Below are 15767 nucleotides of genomic sequence, written 5' to 3' on the forward strand. Positions count from 1 at the left end.
AAATAGGTGTCGTCCGACCGATTTTTTTAATAAATACGTCCGAATCGACTATTACAAATATAGACGAAAGAAAAACATATACATGGTGATATTTTGACAAAAAATAACAATATTTTCACAGTATGAAATTTTACCCTCACGCAAAAACAGCCTCAAATAGCAATAAAAAGAATATTTATAAAATAAGGAGTGTTTTGGCATTCCAAATTATTGCACGATAATGTCAAAATAATACATACATATGCAGATATTTCACCAGATTATCCCGTACGAACACGCTATCTTTGACTATCGAAATTTCCATTATTCGGCTTAAATTTTTAAATTAATTTAATTATGCTAACCCCTTTCCGAGAAATCATACGGGATGCCCATCGACGCCATTATGCCGTCGGGGCATTCAACTGCCTGAGCGTCGAGAATGTCATGGGAGCCATAGCCGCAGCCGAAGAGTTGCGGGCGCCCGTCATCCTGCAACTTGCGGAAGTGCAATTCCCCGGGGCGCCCATGGAACTGATGGCCCCCGTTTTCCTGCAGGCCGCACGCGATGCGAAAATCCCGGTCGCCGTGCACCTCGACCACGGGCAAAGCCCCGAAACCTGCATCCGCGCCATCCGCGCGGGCTTCAGTTCGGTGATGTTCGACGGTGCCGGCCTGCCGCTGGAAGAAAATATCGCCCAGACCCGCCTCGTCGCAAGGCTCGCCCATGCCGCAGGCGTCGATGTCGAAGCCGAGCTGGGGCGCGTGGGCGACACCGGATCCGGAGGCGAGGGCACGGGCGACGCGACGACGGCGGACATCTTCACCGATGTCGAAGAGTCGGCCCGCTTCATCGCCGAAACCGGTACGGATGCGCTGGCCATCGCCATCGGCAACCTGCACGGCCGTTACACCGCCACCCCGCGCCTCAACATCGGCCGGCTGCGCGAAATCAACGCCCGCAACGGTATTCCGCTTGTTCTGCACGGCGGCAGCGGCACGAGCGAAGAGGATTTCAAAGCCTGCATCCGCAACGGCATCTGCAAGATCAACGTGGCCACGGCGATCCAGTTGGAGGCGACGGATGAAATACGCAGTTACCTCGCCGCCGACGGCGCCCCGAATTACATCGACCTGAAAAGCCGCATCACCGAAGCCTCTAAAAAGGTCGTCGCGGCACATATCCGCCTCTTCGAGAGCGACGGCAAAGCCTAAACCGCCCCGACTATGGACAGACGAGGAATCATCTCGGCCGGCACATGGCTGGTCGACAACGTAAAAATAATCGGGCAATATCCCGCACGGGGGAACCTGACGACGATCACCCGCGTAGAAACGGGGCTGGGCGGCTGCTCGCACAACGTGCTGGCCGACCTGGCAGGGCTGGGGCTCGGCGCCGCATTACCGCTGTACGCCGGCGGCTGCATCGGCCGGGACGCCTTCGGCAGCTACATAGAGCGTGAAATCGAACGGCTCGGCATCGACGCGGGCAACATGCTCCCGCTCGCCGATGCCGCGACCTCGTACACCGACGTCATGTCGGAATACGACGGGGGCTCGCGCACCTTCTTCCACTTCCGGGGAGCCAACGCACGCCTCAGCGCGGAGCATATCCTGCAAATGGAGTCCCCCGCACGGATTTTTCACCTGGGGTACCTGTTGCTGCTGGACGAACTGGACAAACCCGACCCCCAACACGGCGTCGTCGCCGCCCGCGTACTGAAGGAATTACAGGCGAAAGGCTACGAGACATCGGTCGACGTGGTTTCCGAAGAGGGCGGACGGTTCCGCAGCATCGTGGAGCCCTGCCTTCCCCATATCGACTATTTCATCGTCAACGAAATCGAGGCCGGAGCCGTCTGCGGCACGCAGCTTCGCAGCCCGGAAGGCGTACTGCTCCGCGACCGGGTGGAAGCGGCGGCCGAAACACTGATGCACCGCGGAATCGGCCGTCTTTGCGCCATCCATTTCCCCGAGGGCGGCTACGCCCTCACACGGGAAGGCGACACCTGCTGGTGCGACGCCATCCCGGTCGCGGCAAAAGCAATCGTTTCGTCGGTAGGCGCCGGCGATGCCTTCTGCGCCGGGATGCTCTATGCCCAGCACGAGCGGATGCCGCTGCGCGACGCCCTCCGGCTGGCCAACGCATCGGCCCGCTTCAACCTCTTCAGCGCCACCAGCACCGGGGGCGCCCCGACTTTAGAACTGTTAACCGAATTCATCCGATTAAATTACCAAACCCAATGAAACGCTCCGAAATAAACCGATCAATCCGCGAAGCACTGGATTTTTTAGCCGAGCACCGTTTCCCGCTACCCGAGTGGGCGACATGGACTCCCCCGATGTGGAACAGGCACGGCGAAGAGTGCCGTGAAATACGCGACAACGCCCTCGGGTGGGACGTCACCGATTTCGGCAAGGGAAACTTCAGCCGGGAAGGGCTGACGCTCTTTACGATACGCAACGGGAACCCCGCCCGCGACCGCAAGACCTATTGCGAAAAAATTATGTTCGTACGCGAAGGCCAGGTTACGCCGATCCATTTCCACTGGCATAAGATGGAGGATATCATCAACCGCGGCGGAGGCGACCTCTGCATGAAATTATGGAAGGCAGACCAGAAAGAACGCATGACCGAAACCCCCTGCACGTTCCAGGTCGACGGGATCACGACGACCCTGCGCGCCGGAGAAATTTTGCGTCTGAGGCCGGGCCAGAGCATTACTTTCGAACCTTACATGTACCACACGTTCTGGGCCGAGGGAGGAGACTGCCTGGCGGGCGAAGTCTCGACGGTCAACGACGACACCGCCGACAACCGTTTCCACGAACCGCTGGGACGTTATCCGCAAATCGAGGAGGACGAAGCGGCCGAATACCTGCTCTGTAACGAATACTCTCTCCAAAAATGATCCGAAACCGTGACATATCGCCCCTTGCCTGGGAACTGGGACACGCCCCGGACAAGGAAACCATACCCGGAACTTTCTGTCCGGCGGCTGTCCCGGGGGCTGTCCAGCTCGACTTAGCACGCGCCGAAGGATACCCCGACTACAACTACGCCGGCAACTACCGCCGCATGACGTGGATGGAAGACCGCTTCTTCACCTACCGCACGGAATTCGAGCCCCCGCGGCTCGGGCAGGGGCAGCGGTTGTGGTTCGTCTCGAAAGGGATCGATTACCAATACGAGATCCGCTTCAACGGGCACCTGCTCGCAGCAGGGGAAGGGATGTTCTCCCCCGTGGAAATCGACCTAACGGAATACCTGGAGCCCAGCAACCGGCTCGAAGTCGTGATCTTCCCCATCCCCAAGCGCCACCCCGAGCCTGCCGACCGCACGCAAGCGTCCGACGTCGTGAAACCTGCCGTAGGATATGGCTGGGACTGGCATCCGCGCCTGGTACCGCTGGGAATCTGGGATGACACCGGATTGCAGGTTCGCAACGAATCCCACGTGGCGGAGCTGCATGTCGGCTACACACTCGACGACGACCTGCAGGGGGCCGACCTTCGCATCGAAGCCGAAGGTCGCGAGTGCGGAGGGTGCCAGAGCGACTGGGAACTGCTCGACCCCGAAGGGCATCCGGCCGCCAGGGCCCGGGGCCCGGCCGGGAAGCGCCTTACCGCCCGGGTGGAACACCCCCGGTTGTGGTGGACGCATGACCACGGGGAACCCGTGCTATACACTTCGCGCTACCGCCTGCTCGACGCACAAGGCAAGGAACTCGAATGCGTGGGACAGCAGATCGGCTTCCGCCGGATAAGGCTCGTAATGAACGAAGGGGCATGGAGCGAACCCAAGGGTTTCCCGAAAACGCGGAGCGCCGCCCCGGCGCAGATCGAACTGAACGGCCGCCGAATCTTCGCCAAAGGCTCCAACTGGGTCTGCCCCGAACTTTTCCCCGGCACAGTCGGGGAAGAGCGCTGCAAAGAACTGATAGACATTGCCGTAGCAACCAATTTCAACATCCTGCGTTCGTGGGGCGGAGGCATCGTCAACAAAGACTGCTTCTTCGAATACTGCGACCGCAGGGGCATTCTCGTTTGGCAGGAGTTCCCGCTGGCATGCAACTGCTACCCCGATGACCCGCATTACCTCGCCACGCTGGAGCAGGAGGCTACGGCGATCATACGCCGCCTGCGCCGCCACCCGTCGCTGGCGATCTGGTGCGGGGGCAACGAACTGTTCAACAACTGGTCGGGCATGACAGACCAGTCGCTCGCACTGCGCCTGCTGAATGCACTCTGTTACCGGTTATCGCCGGAAATACCCTTCAACGCCACATCGCCCCTGAACGGCATGGCACACGGCAACTACCTTTTTTACTGGGAGGGCCGCGATATTTTCCAGCTGATTAACGACAGCCACTTTACGGCCTACACCGAGTTCGGCGTCCCGGGCATTTCGCCGCGCAAAGTCCTCGAAAAGATCATTCCGCCCGAGGAGCTCTTCCCGCCCCGCCCCGGGACGGCCTGGGAGGAGCACCATGCCTTCGGCGCCTGGGATGGCAGCCCCGCGACATGGCTCGGGGAGCCGACGATAGAGCGGTATTTCGGACGGGCACAAACACTCGACCAGCTGATCGAGCGCAGCTCGCTCATGCAGGGCGAAGGATACAAAGCCGTTTTCGAGGAAGCCCGCCGCCAGAAACCCTATTGTGCGATGGCGCTCAACTGGTGTTTCGACGAGCCGTGGCCCGCGGCCGCCAACAATTCGCTGGTGGCCTACCCCTCCGTCCCCAAGCCTGCGCTCGACCAGGTGCGCCGCGCCTGCCGGCCGCTCTGCGCCAGCGCCCGCATCGCGAAGTTCGACTGGACGGAAGGCGAGCTGTTCGAAGCGGAGGTATGGCTCCTCAACGACCGTTTCGCAGCCGCCGGGCCCTTCTCCTTTACCGTGACGCTCCGGGCTGCCGGACAGACCGTCGAGATACTCCGCTGGGAAAGCCCTGCCGCCGGGCAGAACCGCAACGTCGCTGGCCCCACGGCGCGCGCGGCACTCCCGGCATGGGACACAGACCGTTTCCGGGTCGAAATCACCGTCGAAGGCCATCCGGAAATGGATGCCTGCTACACGCTGGCCTACCGCCGCGCCGCCTGCAAACAGGCGGGCACGGCACCGATGAACATAACCGAATAAAACGATGAAACGCATCTTATTCCTGCTGCTCGCGTTATGCCTCGCCCAACCGGGAACGGGGCGGGTACGGCTGCCTTCGCTCATCGGCAGCGGCATGGTGCTCCAACGCGACTGCGAAGCCCGCATCTGGGGATGGGCCGCGCCGGATGCGCGGATAAAACTCACCGCTTCGTGGGATACGCAAACGCACAACGTGCGCGCCGACGGGGAAGGACGCTGGGACGTACGGCTCCGGACGCCCGGAGCCGGGGGCCCGTATACGCTGACTATCGACGACGGGGAAAGGGTCACGCTCGACGACATTCTCATCGGCGAAGTCTGGCTTTGTTCCGGACAATCGAACATGGAGATGCCCCTCAAAGGCTTCGATTCGCAACCCGTACACGGAGGGCTCGATGCGGCGATGCGCGCGGGCGGCTATCCCGGGATACGGCTCTTCCAGGTAGCCCGCGCTACCGCGTCCGAGCCGCAGCAGGACTGCACCGGGAAATGGGAAACCTCGTCCATGCGTCCGGCCTCGGGATTCAGCGCTGTCGGCTATTACTTCGGGCTCTGGCTGCACCGTGCCCTCGGGATTCCCGTCGGGCTGATCGAAAGCGACTGGGGCGCTACGCGCATCGAGGCATGGATGAGCGCCGGAGCGGCACAGAGCGTCGACGAAAAGATACTTGCGACCGACGCGGCATACGACGCCCAGAACCGGGTAGCAGCGCTTTACAACGCCATGATCCGGCCGCTCACCCCCTATACGCTGCGGGGGTTCATCTGGTACCAGGGCGAGTCGAACAAGGGATACCATGCCAAATACCCGTACGACATGGCGGCGCTGGCGGCTAACTGGCGGGCGGCATGGGGAGGCGGTGAGCAAATGCCGTTCTACTACGTACAACTTGCACCGTTCGACTACGACATCCCGATGCACCGCTTCCGGGGCGAGGAAAATCCGATCCTGCTGCCACTGATGGTCGAAGCGCAGATCCGGGCCCTCGACCTGATCCCCAATACGGGCATGGCGGTAAACACCGACCTGGGGGATGCGACCCAGATACACCCTCCGCGCAAAGACCTCGTAGGGCAGCGGCTGGCCCTGCTCGCTCTCACGGGGACTTACGGATGCGAGGGGATCGACAGCCGGGGCCCGTTGTTCGAGCGTGCCGATTTCGGCGACGGGCGCGCGGTGGTAACCTTCAGGAGCAATTCGACGCTGATCCCGACGGACACTCCGCTGCAAGGGTTTGAAATCGCGGGAAAAGATCGTATATTCCATCCGGCGGAAGCTTTCGTAATACACCGGGATTACGATTTCAGCCGCCAGGTCGAAGTCCGCTCCGACGCCGTGGCAGAACCTGTCGCCGTTCGTTACGCTTTCCGCAACGTCGTGGAGAGAGTCAACCTGACCAACACCATCGGGCTGCCGGCCTTCCCGTTCCGCACGGACACATGGGACGACGCCGGGTTCGCACAATAAATGCACAGACAGTATGGATACACAAATCAAATTCCGCGAAAAGGTCGGCTACGGGCTCGGCGATGCCGCTTCCTCGATGTTCTGGAAACTTTTCGGGTTCTACCTGCTCTTCTTCTACACGGACATCTTCGGGCTCCCGGCCGCGGCCGTCGGCACGATGTTCCTCATCACCCGTTTCTGGGACTCGTTCGTCGATCCGGTCGTCGGGATACTGGCCGACCGGACACAAAGCCGCCGGGGGAAATTCAGGCCCTACCTGCTGTGGTTCGCCGTCCCCTTCGGCATGGCGGGCGTACTGACTTTCACTACTCCGGGCTTCGGGATGGCCGGGAAGCTGGTCTACGCCTATATTACCTACGGAGTGATGATGATGATCTACTCGCTCATCAACGTCCCCTACGCTTCGCTGCTGGGAGTCATCTCCGACAACCCCAAGTCCCGCACGGCACTCTCCTCCTACCGGATGATCTTCGCCTTCGGCGGCAGCATCCTGGCACTGCTGACCATCGAACCGCTGGTGGGATGGTTCAGCCGGGGCAGCGACCCGCAGACGGGCTGGCAGGCGGCCACGGCCGTACTGGCGGCGATAGCGGTCGCATTTTTCTTCTGTACGTACGGCTGGACACGCGAGCGGGTGCAACCCGTACATGCCGAACGCCATCCGTTGCGCGAAGACCTGAAAGACCTGTTGCACAACCGGCCGTGGTGGATCCTGCTCGGAGCCGGTATCGCAGCTCTCATCTTCAACTCGATCCGCGACGGGGCCGCCGTCTATTATTTCAAATACTATGTCCAGGCCGCAGCCCCCGCCGAAAGCACCGGCACGACGCTTTCGCTCACCACGCTCTTCCTCGTACTGGGGCAGGCCGCCAACATCGCGGGCATCCTGCTCGTGACACCCGTTTCGAACCGCATCGGCAAGAAAAACACCTATCTCGGAGCAATGGCGGCGGCAACGGTGCTGAGTGCTGCCTTCTGGCTTCCGGGTGCCCGCGACATCTGGGCCATGATGCTCCTGCAGGTGCTGATAAGCATGTGTGCGGGCAGCATCTTCCCGCTGCTGTGGTCGATGTACGCCGACATCGCGGACTACTCGGAACTGAAGACGGGACGCCGCGCCACGGGGCTGATCTTCTCCTCCTCGTCGATGTCCCAGAAATTCGGATGGACGCTCGGGGGTGCCCTGACAGGTTGGCTGCTGGGGCATTACGGTTTCGAAGCCAATGCCGTGCAGGGCATCGCGGTACAAAACGGCATACGTGCCATGATGAGCCTGCTGCCGGCGGCCGGGACGATTCTTTCGGTCGTGTTCATATGCTGCTATCCGCTGGGCGAGAAGCAGGTCGCGGAAACAGGACGCAGGCTGAACGCGCTGCGTACCGGGCACAAACGACAGGACGAGGGGGAATAGCCCGGATACACGACTACGGATAGACGGGTAAGCAGCCGGACAAGGGCGGAGCCGGGCAATCCGGAGCCGGAAGGGATCAGCGGCAACTGAACACGACGCTCTGCGAAGCGCCGTGTTCGTCGATCACGGTCAGGCGGTGCTTCCCCGGCGCCGGGCGGACGGAGACCTTATGTTCGAAAGAGGTCGAACCGATATAGTCGTCGTCGATATGCCAGAACAGCACGGCATTGCGGTCGCGGTGCACGGCCGTAAAGACAAGGCTCTGCTGTTCCCCTTCGAGCGACCTCGGGGCGACCAGCACACGCCCCGGCTGCGGGTAGATGATGTCGATGGGATTGTTTTCGGCCCGGTTACCCGGCAGGCCGGGATGCAGCGGGGGCAGCGGTCGGTAGTCGGGATGCTGCCGGCGGTAATACCACTCCTGCGCAGGCGGGAGGATAAACATCGGCATGCGGACGATCCTGGCCGGGTCATAGCAATCCGCCGTCACACGGTATTTCAGGTCGGCGCTCAGGTTGACGATCCGGTGGTAGGGGCACACCTCCCCGAGGGCGGCCGCACGGGGAATCATCACCGTATCGCGGTCGGGGCAGATATGGGACGCCAGATAGCCGCTCTGGCGGCAGACCACGGCGGGTTCCAGGTCGCCGACGGGCTCCGCGAACCACTCCCCTTTGGGCAGCAGGCCGAAGACCTCGAACAGGACAGGCGCGGCATACCCCACGCCCGTCATCAGCGGGCGTCCCTCGCCCGTGCAGTTCCCCACCCAGACCCCGACGGCATAGTCGGGGGTCATGCCGACAGCCCACGCATCGCGGTTGCCGTAGCTGGTACCCGTCTTCCAGCCGATCTTCTTCGACGACGAGAAATACTGCCATTCGCCCTCCTCCTCGGGACGGGCCACGTGGCTGATCGAATTGGCCATCAGCCATATCGCACCCCGTGAGAGGGGAATATCCCCGGCATCGACCGCCGTACCGCCATCGGGGTCGTAATGCGGGGTGCGTATCGTCTGCCGGCCGTTGAGTTTGGCCGCCAATTTCATGTAGGCCGAGGTCAGATCCCACAACGAAATCTCTGCGCCGCCCAGAATCAGCGAAAGCCCGTAATGGGCGGCGCTCCGGTCGATCGTCCCGAAGCCCAGGGCACGCACCAGCGCAAGGAAGTTCTCCTTCCCGTACTTGTCGAGCATCCTCACCGAAGGGACGTTGAGCGAACGCTCGACCACCCGGTCGGCAGGCACCGCCCCGTCGAAGGTACGGTTGTAATTGTGGGGTGTGAAGTCCCTGTAATAGGTCGGCACGTCGGGGAAAAGCATCGCAGGCAATGCCGTCCCGTTGTCCAGCATCGCAGCATAGAGCAGGGGCTTGAGCACGCTGCCGCTGCTGCGCGGGGCGGGAATCACATCGACGCTCGTACCCTCGGTGCGGTCGGCGGGGTCGTACACGTTCCCTACGTAGGCGAGCACTTCGCCGCTCCCCACGTCCATGACGACGATGGCCATGTTGTTGATCTTATTTCCCCGGTAACGCTTGTTGTAGCGCCGGGCGAGGTCGTTGACCCGGCTTTGCAGGTCGTAGTCGAGCGTCGAGCGGAGCGACCCTTCGCGCATTTTACCCAGCAGGTACATCGCCTCCATCGGCATCGGTTCGGGGGCGTCGGGCAGATGCTCCTGTTTTGCGAGGGCGCATGTCAGCGAGTCGATACGGCCGTCGTGCCAAATCCGGTCGAGCAGCCCGTCACGCTTCTCCCGCAGCCGTTCGCGGTTGCGGCGGATATGGATCAGCGACGGAGAGTTGGGCAGTACGGCGAGCATGGCGCATTCGGCCCACGAAAGCTGTGCCGCACTGCGGCCGAAATAGTACCACGCGGCACTTTCCAGCCCGACCACGTTGCCTCCGAAAGGCGCATGGGAAGCATAGAGGGCCAGGATTTCATCCTTGCAGCAACGCAGTTCGAGGCGCGTGGCGAGCACCATCTCGACGAACTTTTCCCGGAACGTGCGGGGTTTCCCGCCGCGGCTCAGGCGGATGGTCTGCATGGTGAGCGTACTCGCCCCGCTCGTGATCCGCCCGGCCGCAAGGTTCTGCCGCACGGCACGCCCCAGCGCCAGCGGATCCACCCCGAAATGGCGGTAAAAACGTTTGTCCTCGTAGGTCGTGATGGCGACCCGGAACTTTTCGGGGACGCTGTCCGTGGGAAAGAAACGCCACTGGCCGTCGGAGGCGACCTTGGCCGACATCAGGCGGCCGTCGCGGCTCCACACGGTCGCCGAAAAAGGCTCGTCGAAGAGCGTCCGGGGCAGGAACAAACAATACCCCGCGGCGAGCATGGCAACGACCAGCATCGCGAAAAAACATATTCTCTTTTTAGCCGGTTTTTTTGCCATATTTTTACGTATCTTTGGCAAAGTTACCTAAAATCCCCCATTATGAAAACAATATGCCATGCTTTGTTTGCGCTGTCCGCCCTGCTCATCGCCTCGTGCAGCAAGCAGACGTCCGACATCATCGAATGGTCGACCAACGGAGTGACGGGCGTCAGGATGCCTCTCCACGTGACGTTCGTCGAAAACGTACAAGTCGAGGAAAGCGCCATGCAGGATGCCATATCAATCACCCCGGCCGTCGGTTTCGACGCCTACCTGTCGGGGATGCGCATGATCCGCATCGTCCCCAAATCCCCGCTGCAATACGACACGCAGTACAAGGTGGCCATCGACGCCGCGAAACTCACCGGCCGGCAGCACAAGGGCATCGCGGAGTTCAGGTTTGCGACCCCCAAACTGCGGTTTACCTACAACGACAGCTGGCTGCAGCAGAACGACGAGATGACCGGCTATGTGCTCATCGGCGAGATCGTCTCGTCGGACTATGCCGACGGCAGCTACATGGAACGGAACCTCAAAATAAGCGGCGCGGCGGGTACCGACGTCAAATGGACGCATTCGGAAGACGGGCTCACGCACCAATACACCGTGGGCAACATCGTCCCCCGGGGCGATGAGGGCTATACGCTGACGCTCGATTTCAATTACGACGAAAAGCAAACCCTCCGGGTGGAAGTCCCCCGCAAGGACGAATACGCGGTCATCGACCACAGCGTAAATCCGGAACCGCTCGCCATCGTGGTCACCTTCTCCGAACCCATCCGGCAGAACCAGGATCTGAAAAACCTGATCCGCTTCGACACCAAGTTCCGGACTTCGGTCGACAAAAACAGGCTCTACATCTATCCCGAAGCACGCCCCACGGGAGCGCATAGTGTCACGATCGGCCGCGACGTAGTGAGCAAGAACGGGCAGAAGCTCAAGGAGAGCTATTCGTTCACGGCTACGCTGCCGTCGCGCACCCCCTCGATCCGCTTCACGGGCAAAGGCTCGATCCTTCCCTCGTCGAACGACATGTCGCTGCTGTTCGAGGCGGTGAACTATCAGAAAGCCCGGGTGCGGGTACGAAAGATATTCGCCAACAACCTGCTGCAATTCTTCCAGCAGAACTACTACGACGACCAGTACTATTCATCCATGGATTACGTGTCGCGCGTCGTCCGCGACACGACCATTGACCTGGGGGCCAGGTCTTCGACCAGGCTCGACCAGGGCAATACCTATTCGCTCGACCTGAGCCGCCTGATCACCGACAGCCGCAAGTCGATGTACCTGCTCGAAATCCGGGGTGTCGACCCGCTTACGCCCGTCGACGACGAATACGACTACGACTATTATTTCGGGGATTACAGGACTTACAAGGAGCGGTCGAAAGTGGTCGTGCAGTCCGACATCGGCCTCATCTGCAAGAGCAGCGGCAGCGACCAGTACGTCGTCTACACGACCGACCTGGTCTCCGCCCGCCCCAAAGGGGGCTGCAAAGTCAGGGCCTACGACCGGCAGAACCAGGTGCTGGCCGAAGCGAGCACCGATTCCGAAGGGCGGGCCGTGCTGAGGACGAAGGACGAGCCTTACATCGTCACGGCCGAAGCCGGAGGGGACGTCACCTTCGTGAAGGTAGAACCGGGCACAGCCCTGTCGCTGAGTAATTTCGACGTGGGCGGCACGGCAAATCCCAAGGGGATAAAAGGCTATATCTTCGGCGAACGCGGCGTATGGCGCCCGGGCGACGACATACACCTCACGTTCATCGTCACCTCGGACAATCCGCTGCCCGAAAGCCACCCGGCATCGCTGGAATTCTTCAACCCGAACGGGCAGTTGGTGCAGTCGCTCGTGAACAACAGCTCCTCGGACGGCATCTACACGTTCAGCCTGGGGACGACGCCGGCGTCGCCGACAGGGCTATGGCGGGCCAAGATCACCTTCGGCGGCGCACAGTTCGAAAAATCCGTCCGGGTGGACGCGATCAAGCCCAACCGGATGAAAATCGAGCTGAAACTCGGGGACGGGCAACTGGTCGACGCCGCGCATTTCACGGGCAGCCTGACCGCCCGGTGGCTGCACGGCGCCCCTGCGGCCGAAGCCAAGGCGGTGCTCCAGGCGCAGTTGTCACAGACCGCCACTCGCTTCAAGGGCTACGAGGGCTATTCGTTCGACGACGCCTCGAAATACTTTGGCACCGAGGAGCGGGAAATCGTCACCGGCACCACCGACGCCCAGGGGTCGCTGTCGCTCTCGACCGACGAACTCTCCTCGCTGGAAGGGCTGAGCCCCGGTATGCTGAGCGGCAAATTCACGGTGAAGGTCTTCGAAAAGAGCGGCGACTTCAGCGTCGACCAGCAGGTCGCGACCGTATCGCCCTATGACACCTATTTCGGGATCGGGGTCGCCACCCAGAAAAGCGACTGGGGCGACGAATACCTCGACAGCAGGAAGGAGCATATCATAAAGGTCGTGATGCTCGACGCCAAGGGCAAGCCCGAACCCGGCAGTGAAAACGTGCTCGTATCGGTCTACAAAATGGATTCCTACTGGTGGTGGGACGCCTCAACGCCCAATTCCCAGGCGCACTACGCCAAAAATGCGCTCAACTCGAATTACAAGACCCTCCAGGCAACCCTTTCGAACGGCACGGGGCAGGCCACGATGCGCTGGAGCACGGGCGATTACGGCTATTACATGATCCGCGTCACGAGCCCGAACCGGGCACACTCGGCGACCCGGATCGTATGCGTATCCTCGTCCGATTGGCGGGGCGACGTCACTTCGGTGCCGGATGCCGCCACGCGGCTCGCCCTCACCCGCGACAAGGCCAAATACGTCCCGGGGGACAAGGCCAGGGTCACCATCCCCTCGTCGCCGGGCGCACGGGCGCTGGTCGGCATCGAAAGCGGCAGCGTCGTGCGGGAAAGCTTCTGGGTGGAGTGCACCGGCAAGCAAACCGACATCGAGATCCCCGTCAAGGAGGGGATGGCCCCCAACATCTATGTCTCGGTAACGCTCGTCCAGCCCCATAACTCGACGCTCAACGACGCACCGATCCGCCTGTTCGGCGTGACGCGGCTCGACGTCGAGGACGCCACGCGAAGGCTCACCCCCGTGGTCGAGATGCCCGAAACGGTAAAACCCGAATCGGAGGTGACGATAAAAGTCCGGGAGAAAAACGGCCGGAAAATGAGCTACGTGCTGGCGCTCGTCGACGAGGGGCTGCTGGGACTGACGCGCTTCAAAACCCCCGACCCTTACGGTTATTTCAACGCGACCGAGGCACTGGGCGTCCGCACGTGGGACATGTTCGACTATGTCATCGGCGCCTATGGCGGCAGGATCGAACAGATGTTCGCCATCGGCGGCGACGCCGAGCAGCCCAACACGGGGGCGCTCAAGGCACAGCGGTTCAAGCCCGTCGTACGGTTCATCGACGCACAGAAGCTGGGAGCCGGGAAGACGAACACGCACAAAATCACGCTCCCGCCCTACTTCGGCGAGGTTCGGGTGATGGTGGTCGCCTCGAACGGCCGGGCATTCGGCGCCGCGGAAAAGGATGTCGCAGTGAAAAAACCGCTGCTGGTGCAGGCCACCATGCCCCGCGTAGTTTCCACCGACGAGGAAGTCGAGGTGCCGGTCACGGTCTTCGCCCTCGAAGACGGGGTCGGGAAAGTCGACGTAAAGATCGCCGCGAACGAATCGTTCTCGACCGTCGGGCCGTCCAGCAAGAGCATCACGCTCGGCCGGAGCGGCGAGGAGGTCGTATCGTTCCGCCTGAAGGTCAACACCAGAACCGGCATCGGAAAGGTGCGGGTCACGGCTACGTCGTCGGGCGACAGCTCCGCGTCGGAAATCGAACTGGACGTCCGGGAGCCGAACCCCTATGTGACCCTGTCGAAGGACTATGTCATCGACCCGGGCAAGACGGCCGAGATAAGGCCCCTCAAGGAGAACGGCGAGGCCAAGCTGGAACTTTCGTCGATCCCGCCCTTAGACCTTTCGCGGCGCCTCGAATACCTGGTGAGGTATCCCCACGGCTGCATCGAGCAGATCACCTCGGGCGCCTTCCCGCAGCTCTACCTGCCCTCGGTCGTGGAGTGCGACGCGAACATGCTGCAGGACATCGACCGCAACGTCAAGAGCGTGCTTTCACGCCTGGGCAGCTACCAGCTCTCCGACGGCGCATTCGCCTACTGGAGCGGCAACACGTCGGGTTCGGAATGGGGGACGGTCTATGCGACGCACTTCCTGATCGAGGCTGCGAAACACGGCTACGGCGTGGACAGGGCGATGCTCGACCGGGCGCTCAAATACCTGCGCGGCAACCCCTCGGACTACTACCTGACCCAGGCCTATACCCAGTATGTGCTGGCGCTGAACGGGACTCCGACCCGGGGTGCCATGAACCAGCTCCGGGAAAAGGCCGCCTCGCTGAGTAGCGACGCCAAGTGGCTGCTGGCGGCGGCATACGCTTTGGACGGCAACAGGAAAGTCGCCGAAGGGCTGATCTCGCTCTGCGGGGACAACGCGGAAAAGGCCAACTCCTACGACGGCACCTACAACAGCGACGAACGCCGGATGTCGATCTCGCTCATGACGCTCACGATACTCGGACGCCGCGAAGAGGCTTTCCGCATGGCGCTGAAGATGTCGGACATCCTCAAGAAGGACAGGTGGCTCAGCACCCAGTCGACGGCATGGATGCTCAGCACCCTTTCCAATTTCGCCGTAGCGGGACAGACCGGCATCGACGCCACAGCGGGCAGGGAGATCGTCAAGACCGACAAATCCATCGAGAGCATGCCCCTGGCCGCACCGACTGAGGTGAGGAACAACGGTTCGGGCAGCCTGTACGCGGTCGTCAGCCAGAGTTATACCCCCGGCAAGGGCGAGGAGACCGAAGCTGCGAACGGCATCCGGATCGACGTTCGTTACACGAATATGGACGGTGCCGCCATCGACCCTGCCTCGATCCGGGTATCGACCGATTTCTACGCCATCGTGACCGTTTCGAACAAGAGCGGCTACGAACGGTACGCCGACCTTGCGCTGACCCACATCTTCCCGGCAGGATGGGAGATCACCTCCGAACGGGACTTGTCGTCGCTCACCTACCAGGATATCCGCGACGACCGGGTGCTGAGCTACTTCGACCTGAGCAGGGGCGAAAGCAAGGAGATCCCCGTCAAGCTGACGGCAACCTACAAGGGGCGCTACTACCTGCCTTCGGTCTACTGCGAGGCGATGTACGACAACGCCGTCCGCGCCCTGAAAAAGGGACAGTGGGTCGAGGTGGTCGATTAATGCCGCCCCGGCAGCCGGGAAAACGCAGCGTAACCGGCAAAAGATCCCGGCGACACCTGAAAATATATGGGAAAACGGCTTCGGG

At 61.6% G+C, this 15767-nt stretch carries 8 protein-coding genes; 7 read left to right on the forward strand and 1 reads right to left on the reverse strand.

The annotated features are described in order from the left end of the window. The first annotated feature begins 336 nt into the window (after positions 1-336). From NQ559_RS04445 to NQ559_RS04470, 6 genes are read left to right on the forward strand one after another with little or no spacing between them, the layout of a single operon-like run. Positions 337-1194, forward strand: a complete 858-nt coding sequence (locus NQ559_RS04445; RefSeq protein WP_026318453.1) for a class II fructose-bisphosphate aldolase — start codon at positions 337-339, stop codon at positions 1192-1194. A gap of 12 nt (positions 1195-1206) precedes the next feature. Continuing rightward, on the forward strand, positions 1207-2226 hold the full coding sequence (locus NQ559_RS04450; RefSeq protein ID WP_018696321.1) for a carbohydrate kinase family protein: 1020 nt from the start codon (positions 1207-1209) through the stop codon (positions 2224-2226). Next, positions 2223-2891, forward strand: a complete 669-nt coding sequence (locus NQ559_RS04455; protein ID WP_026318454.1) for a D-lyxose/D-mannose family sugar isomerase — start codon at positions 2223-2225, stop codon at positions 2889-2891. The genes NQ559_RS04450 and NQ559_RS04455 overlap by 4 nt, the downstream gene beginning before the upstream one ends. Further along, the gene (locus tag NQ559_RS04460) at positions 2888-5119 is read left to right on the forward strand and encodes a glycoside hydrolase family 2 protein (RefSeq protein WP_018696323.1); all 2232 of its coding nucleotides are present in this window, start codon (positions 2888-2890) and stop codon (positions 5117-5119) included. The genes NQ559_RS04455 and NQ559_RS04460 overlap by 4 nt, the downstream gene beginning before the upstream one ends. 4 nt (positions 5120-5123) lie before the next feature. Next, complete coding sequence (locus NQ559_RS04465) at positions 5124-6587, forward strand: sialate O-acetylesterase (protein ID WP_018696324.1); 1464 nt, start codon at positions 5124-5126, stop codon at positions 6585-6587. 13 nt (positions 6588-6600) lie between these two features. Then, positions 6601-7998 (forward strand): MFS transporter, encoded by a 1398-nt coding sequence (locus NQ559_RS04470; RefSeq protein ID WP_018696325.1) that lies wholly within the window; start codon positions 6601-6603, stop codon positions 7996-7998. Between the two features lie 76 nt (positions 7999-8074). On the opposite strand, the gene pbpC is transcribed toward NQ559_RS04470, so the two are convergent. Continuing rightward, on the reverse strand, positions 8075-10387 hold the full coding sequence (pbpC, locus tag NQ559_RS04475; RefSeq protein WP_026318456.1) for a penicillin-binding protein 1C: 2313 nt from the start codon (positions 10385-10387) through the stop codon (positions 8075-8077). 42 nt (positions 10388-10429) lie between these two features. Between pbpC and NQ559_RS04480 the strand changes: the two genes are divergently transcribed. Further along, positions 10430-15682 (forward strand): alpha-2-macroglobulin family protein, encoded by a 5253-nt coding sequence (locus NQ559_RS04480; RefSeq protein ID WP_026318457.1) that lies wholly within the window; start codon positions 10430-10432, stop codon positions 15680-15682. The last annotated feature ends 85 nt before the right edge of the window (positions 15683-15767 follow it).

Origin of the sequence: Alistipes onderdonkii (genome assembly GCF_025145285.1) — a bacterium.
GTDB classification, from domain to species: Bacteria; Bacteroidota; Bacteroidia; order Bacteroidales; family Rikenellaceae; genus Alistipes; species Alistipes onderdonkii.

Excerpts from the sequence above, each read along its gene's own strand:
- NQ559_RS04445 (WP_026318453.1), top strand. The coding sequence starts at position 337 with ATGCTAACCCCTTTCCGAGAAATCATACGGGATGCCCATCGACGCCAT.
- NQ559_RS04450 (WP_018696321.1), top strand. The coding sequence starts at position 1,207 with ATGGACAGACGAGGAATCATCTCGGCCGGCACATGGCTGGTCGACAAC.
- NQ559_RS04455 (WP_026318454.1), top strand. The coding sequence starts at position 2,223 with ATGAAACGCTCCGAAATAAACCGATCAATCCGCGAAGCACTGGATTTT.
- NQ559_RS04460 (WP_018696323.1), top strand. The coding sequence starts at position 2,888 with ATGATCCGAAACCGTGACATATCGCCCCTTGCCTGGGAACTGGGACAC.
- NQ559_RS04465 (WP_018696324.1), top strand. The coding sequence starts at position 5,124 with ATGAAACGCATCTTATTCCTGCTGCTCGCGTTATGCCTCGCCCAACCG.
- NQ559_RS04470 (WP_018696325.1), top strand. The coding sequence starts at position 6,601 with ATGGATACACAAATCAAATTCCGCGAAAAGGTCGGCTACGGGCTCGGC.
- pbpC (WP_026318456.1), bottom strand. The coding sequence starts at position 10,387 with ATGGCAAAAAAACCGGCTAAAAAGAGAATATGTTTTTTCGCGATGCTG.
- NQ559_RS04480 (WP_026318457.1), top strand. The coding sequence starts at position 10,430 with ATGAAAACAATATGCCATGCTTTGTTTGCGCTGTCCGCCCTGCTCATC.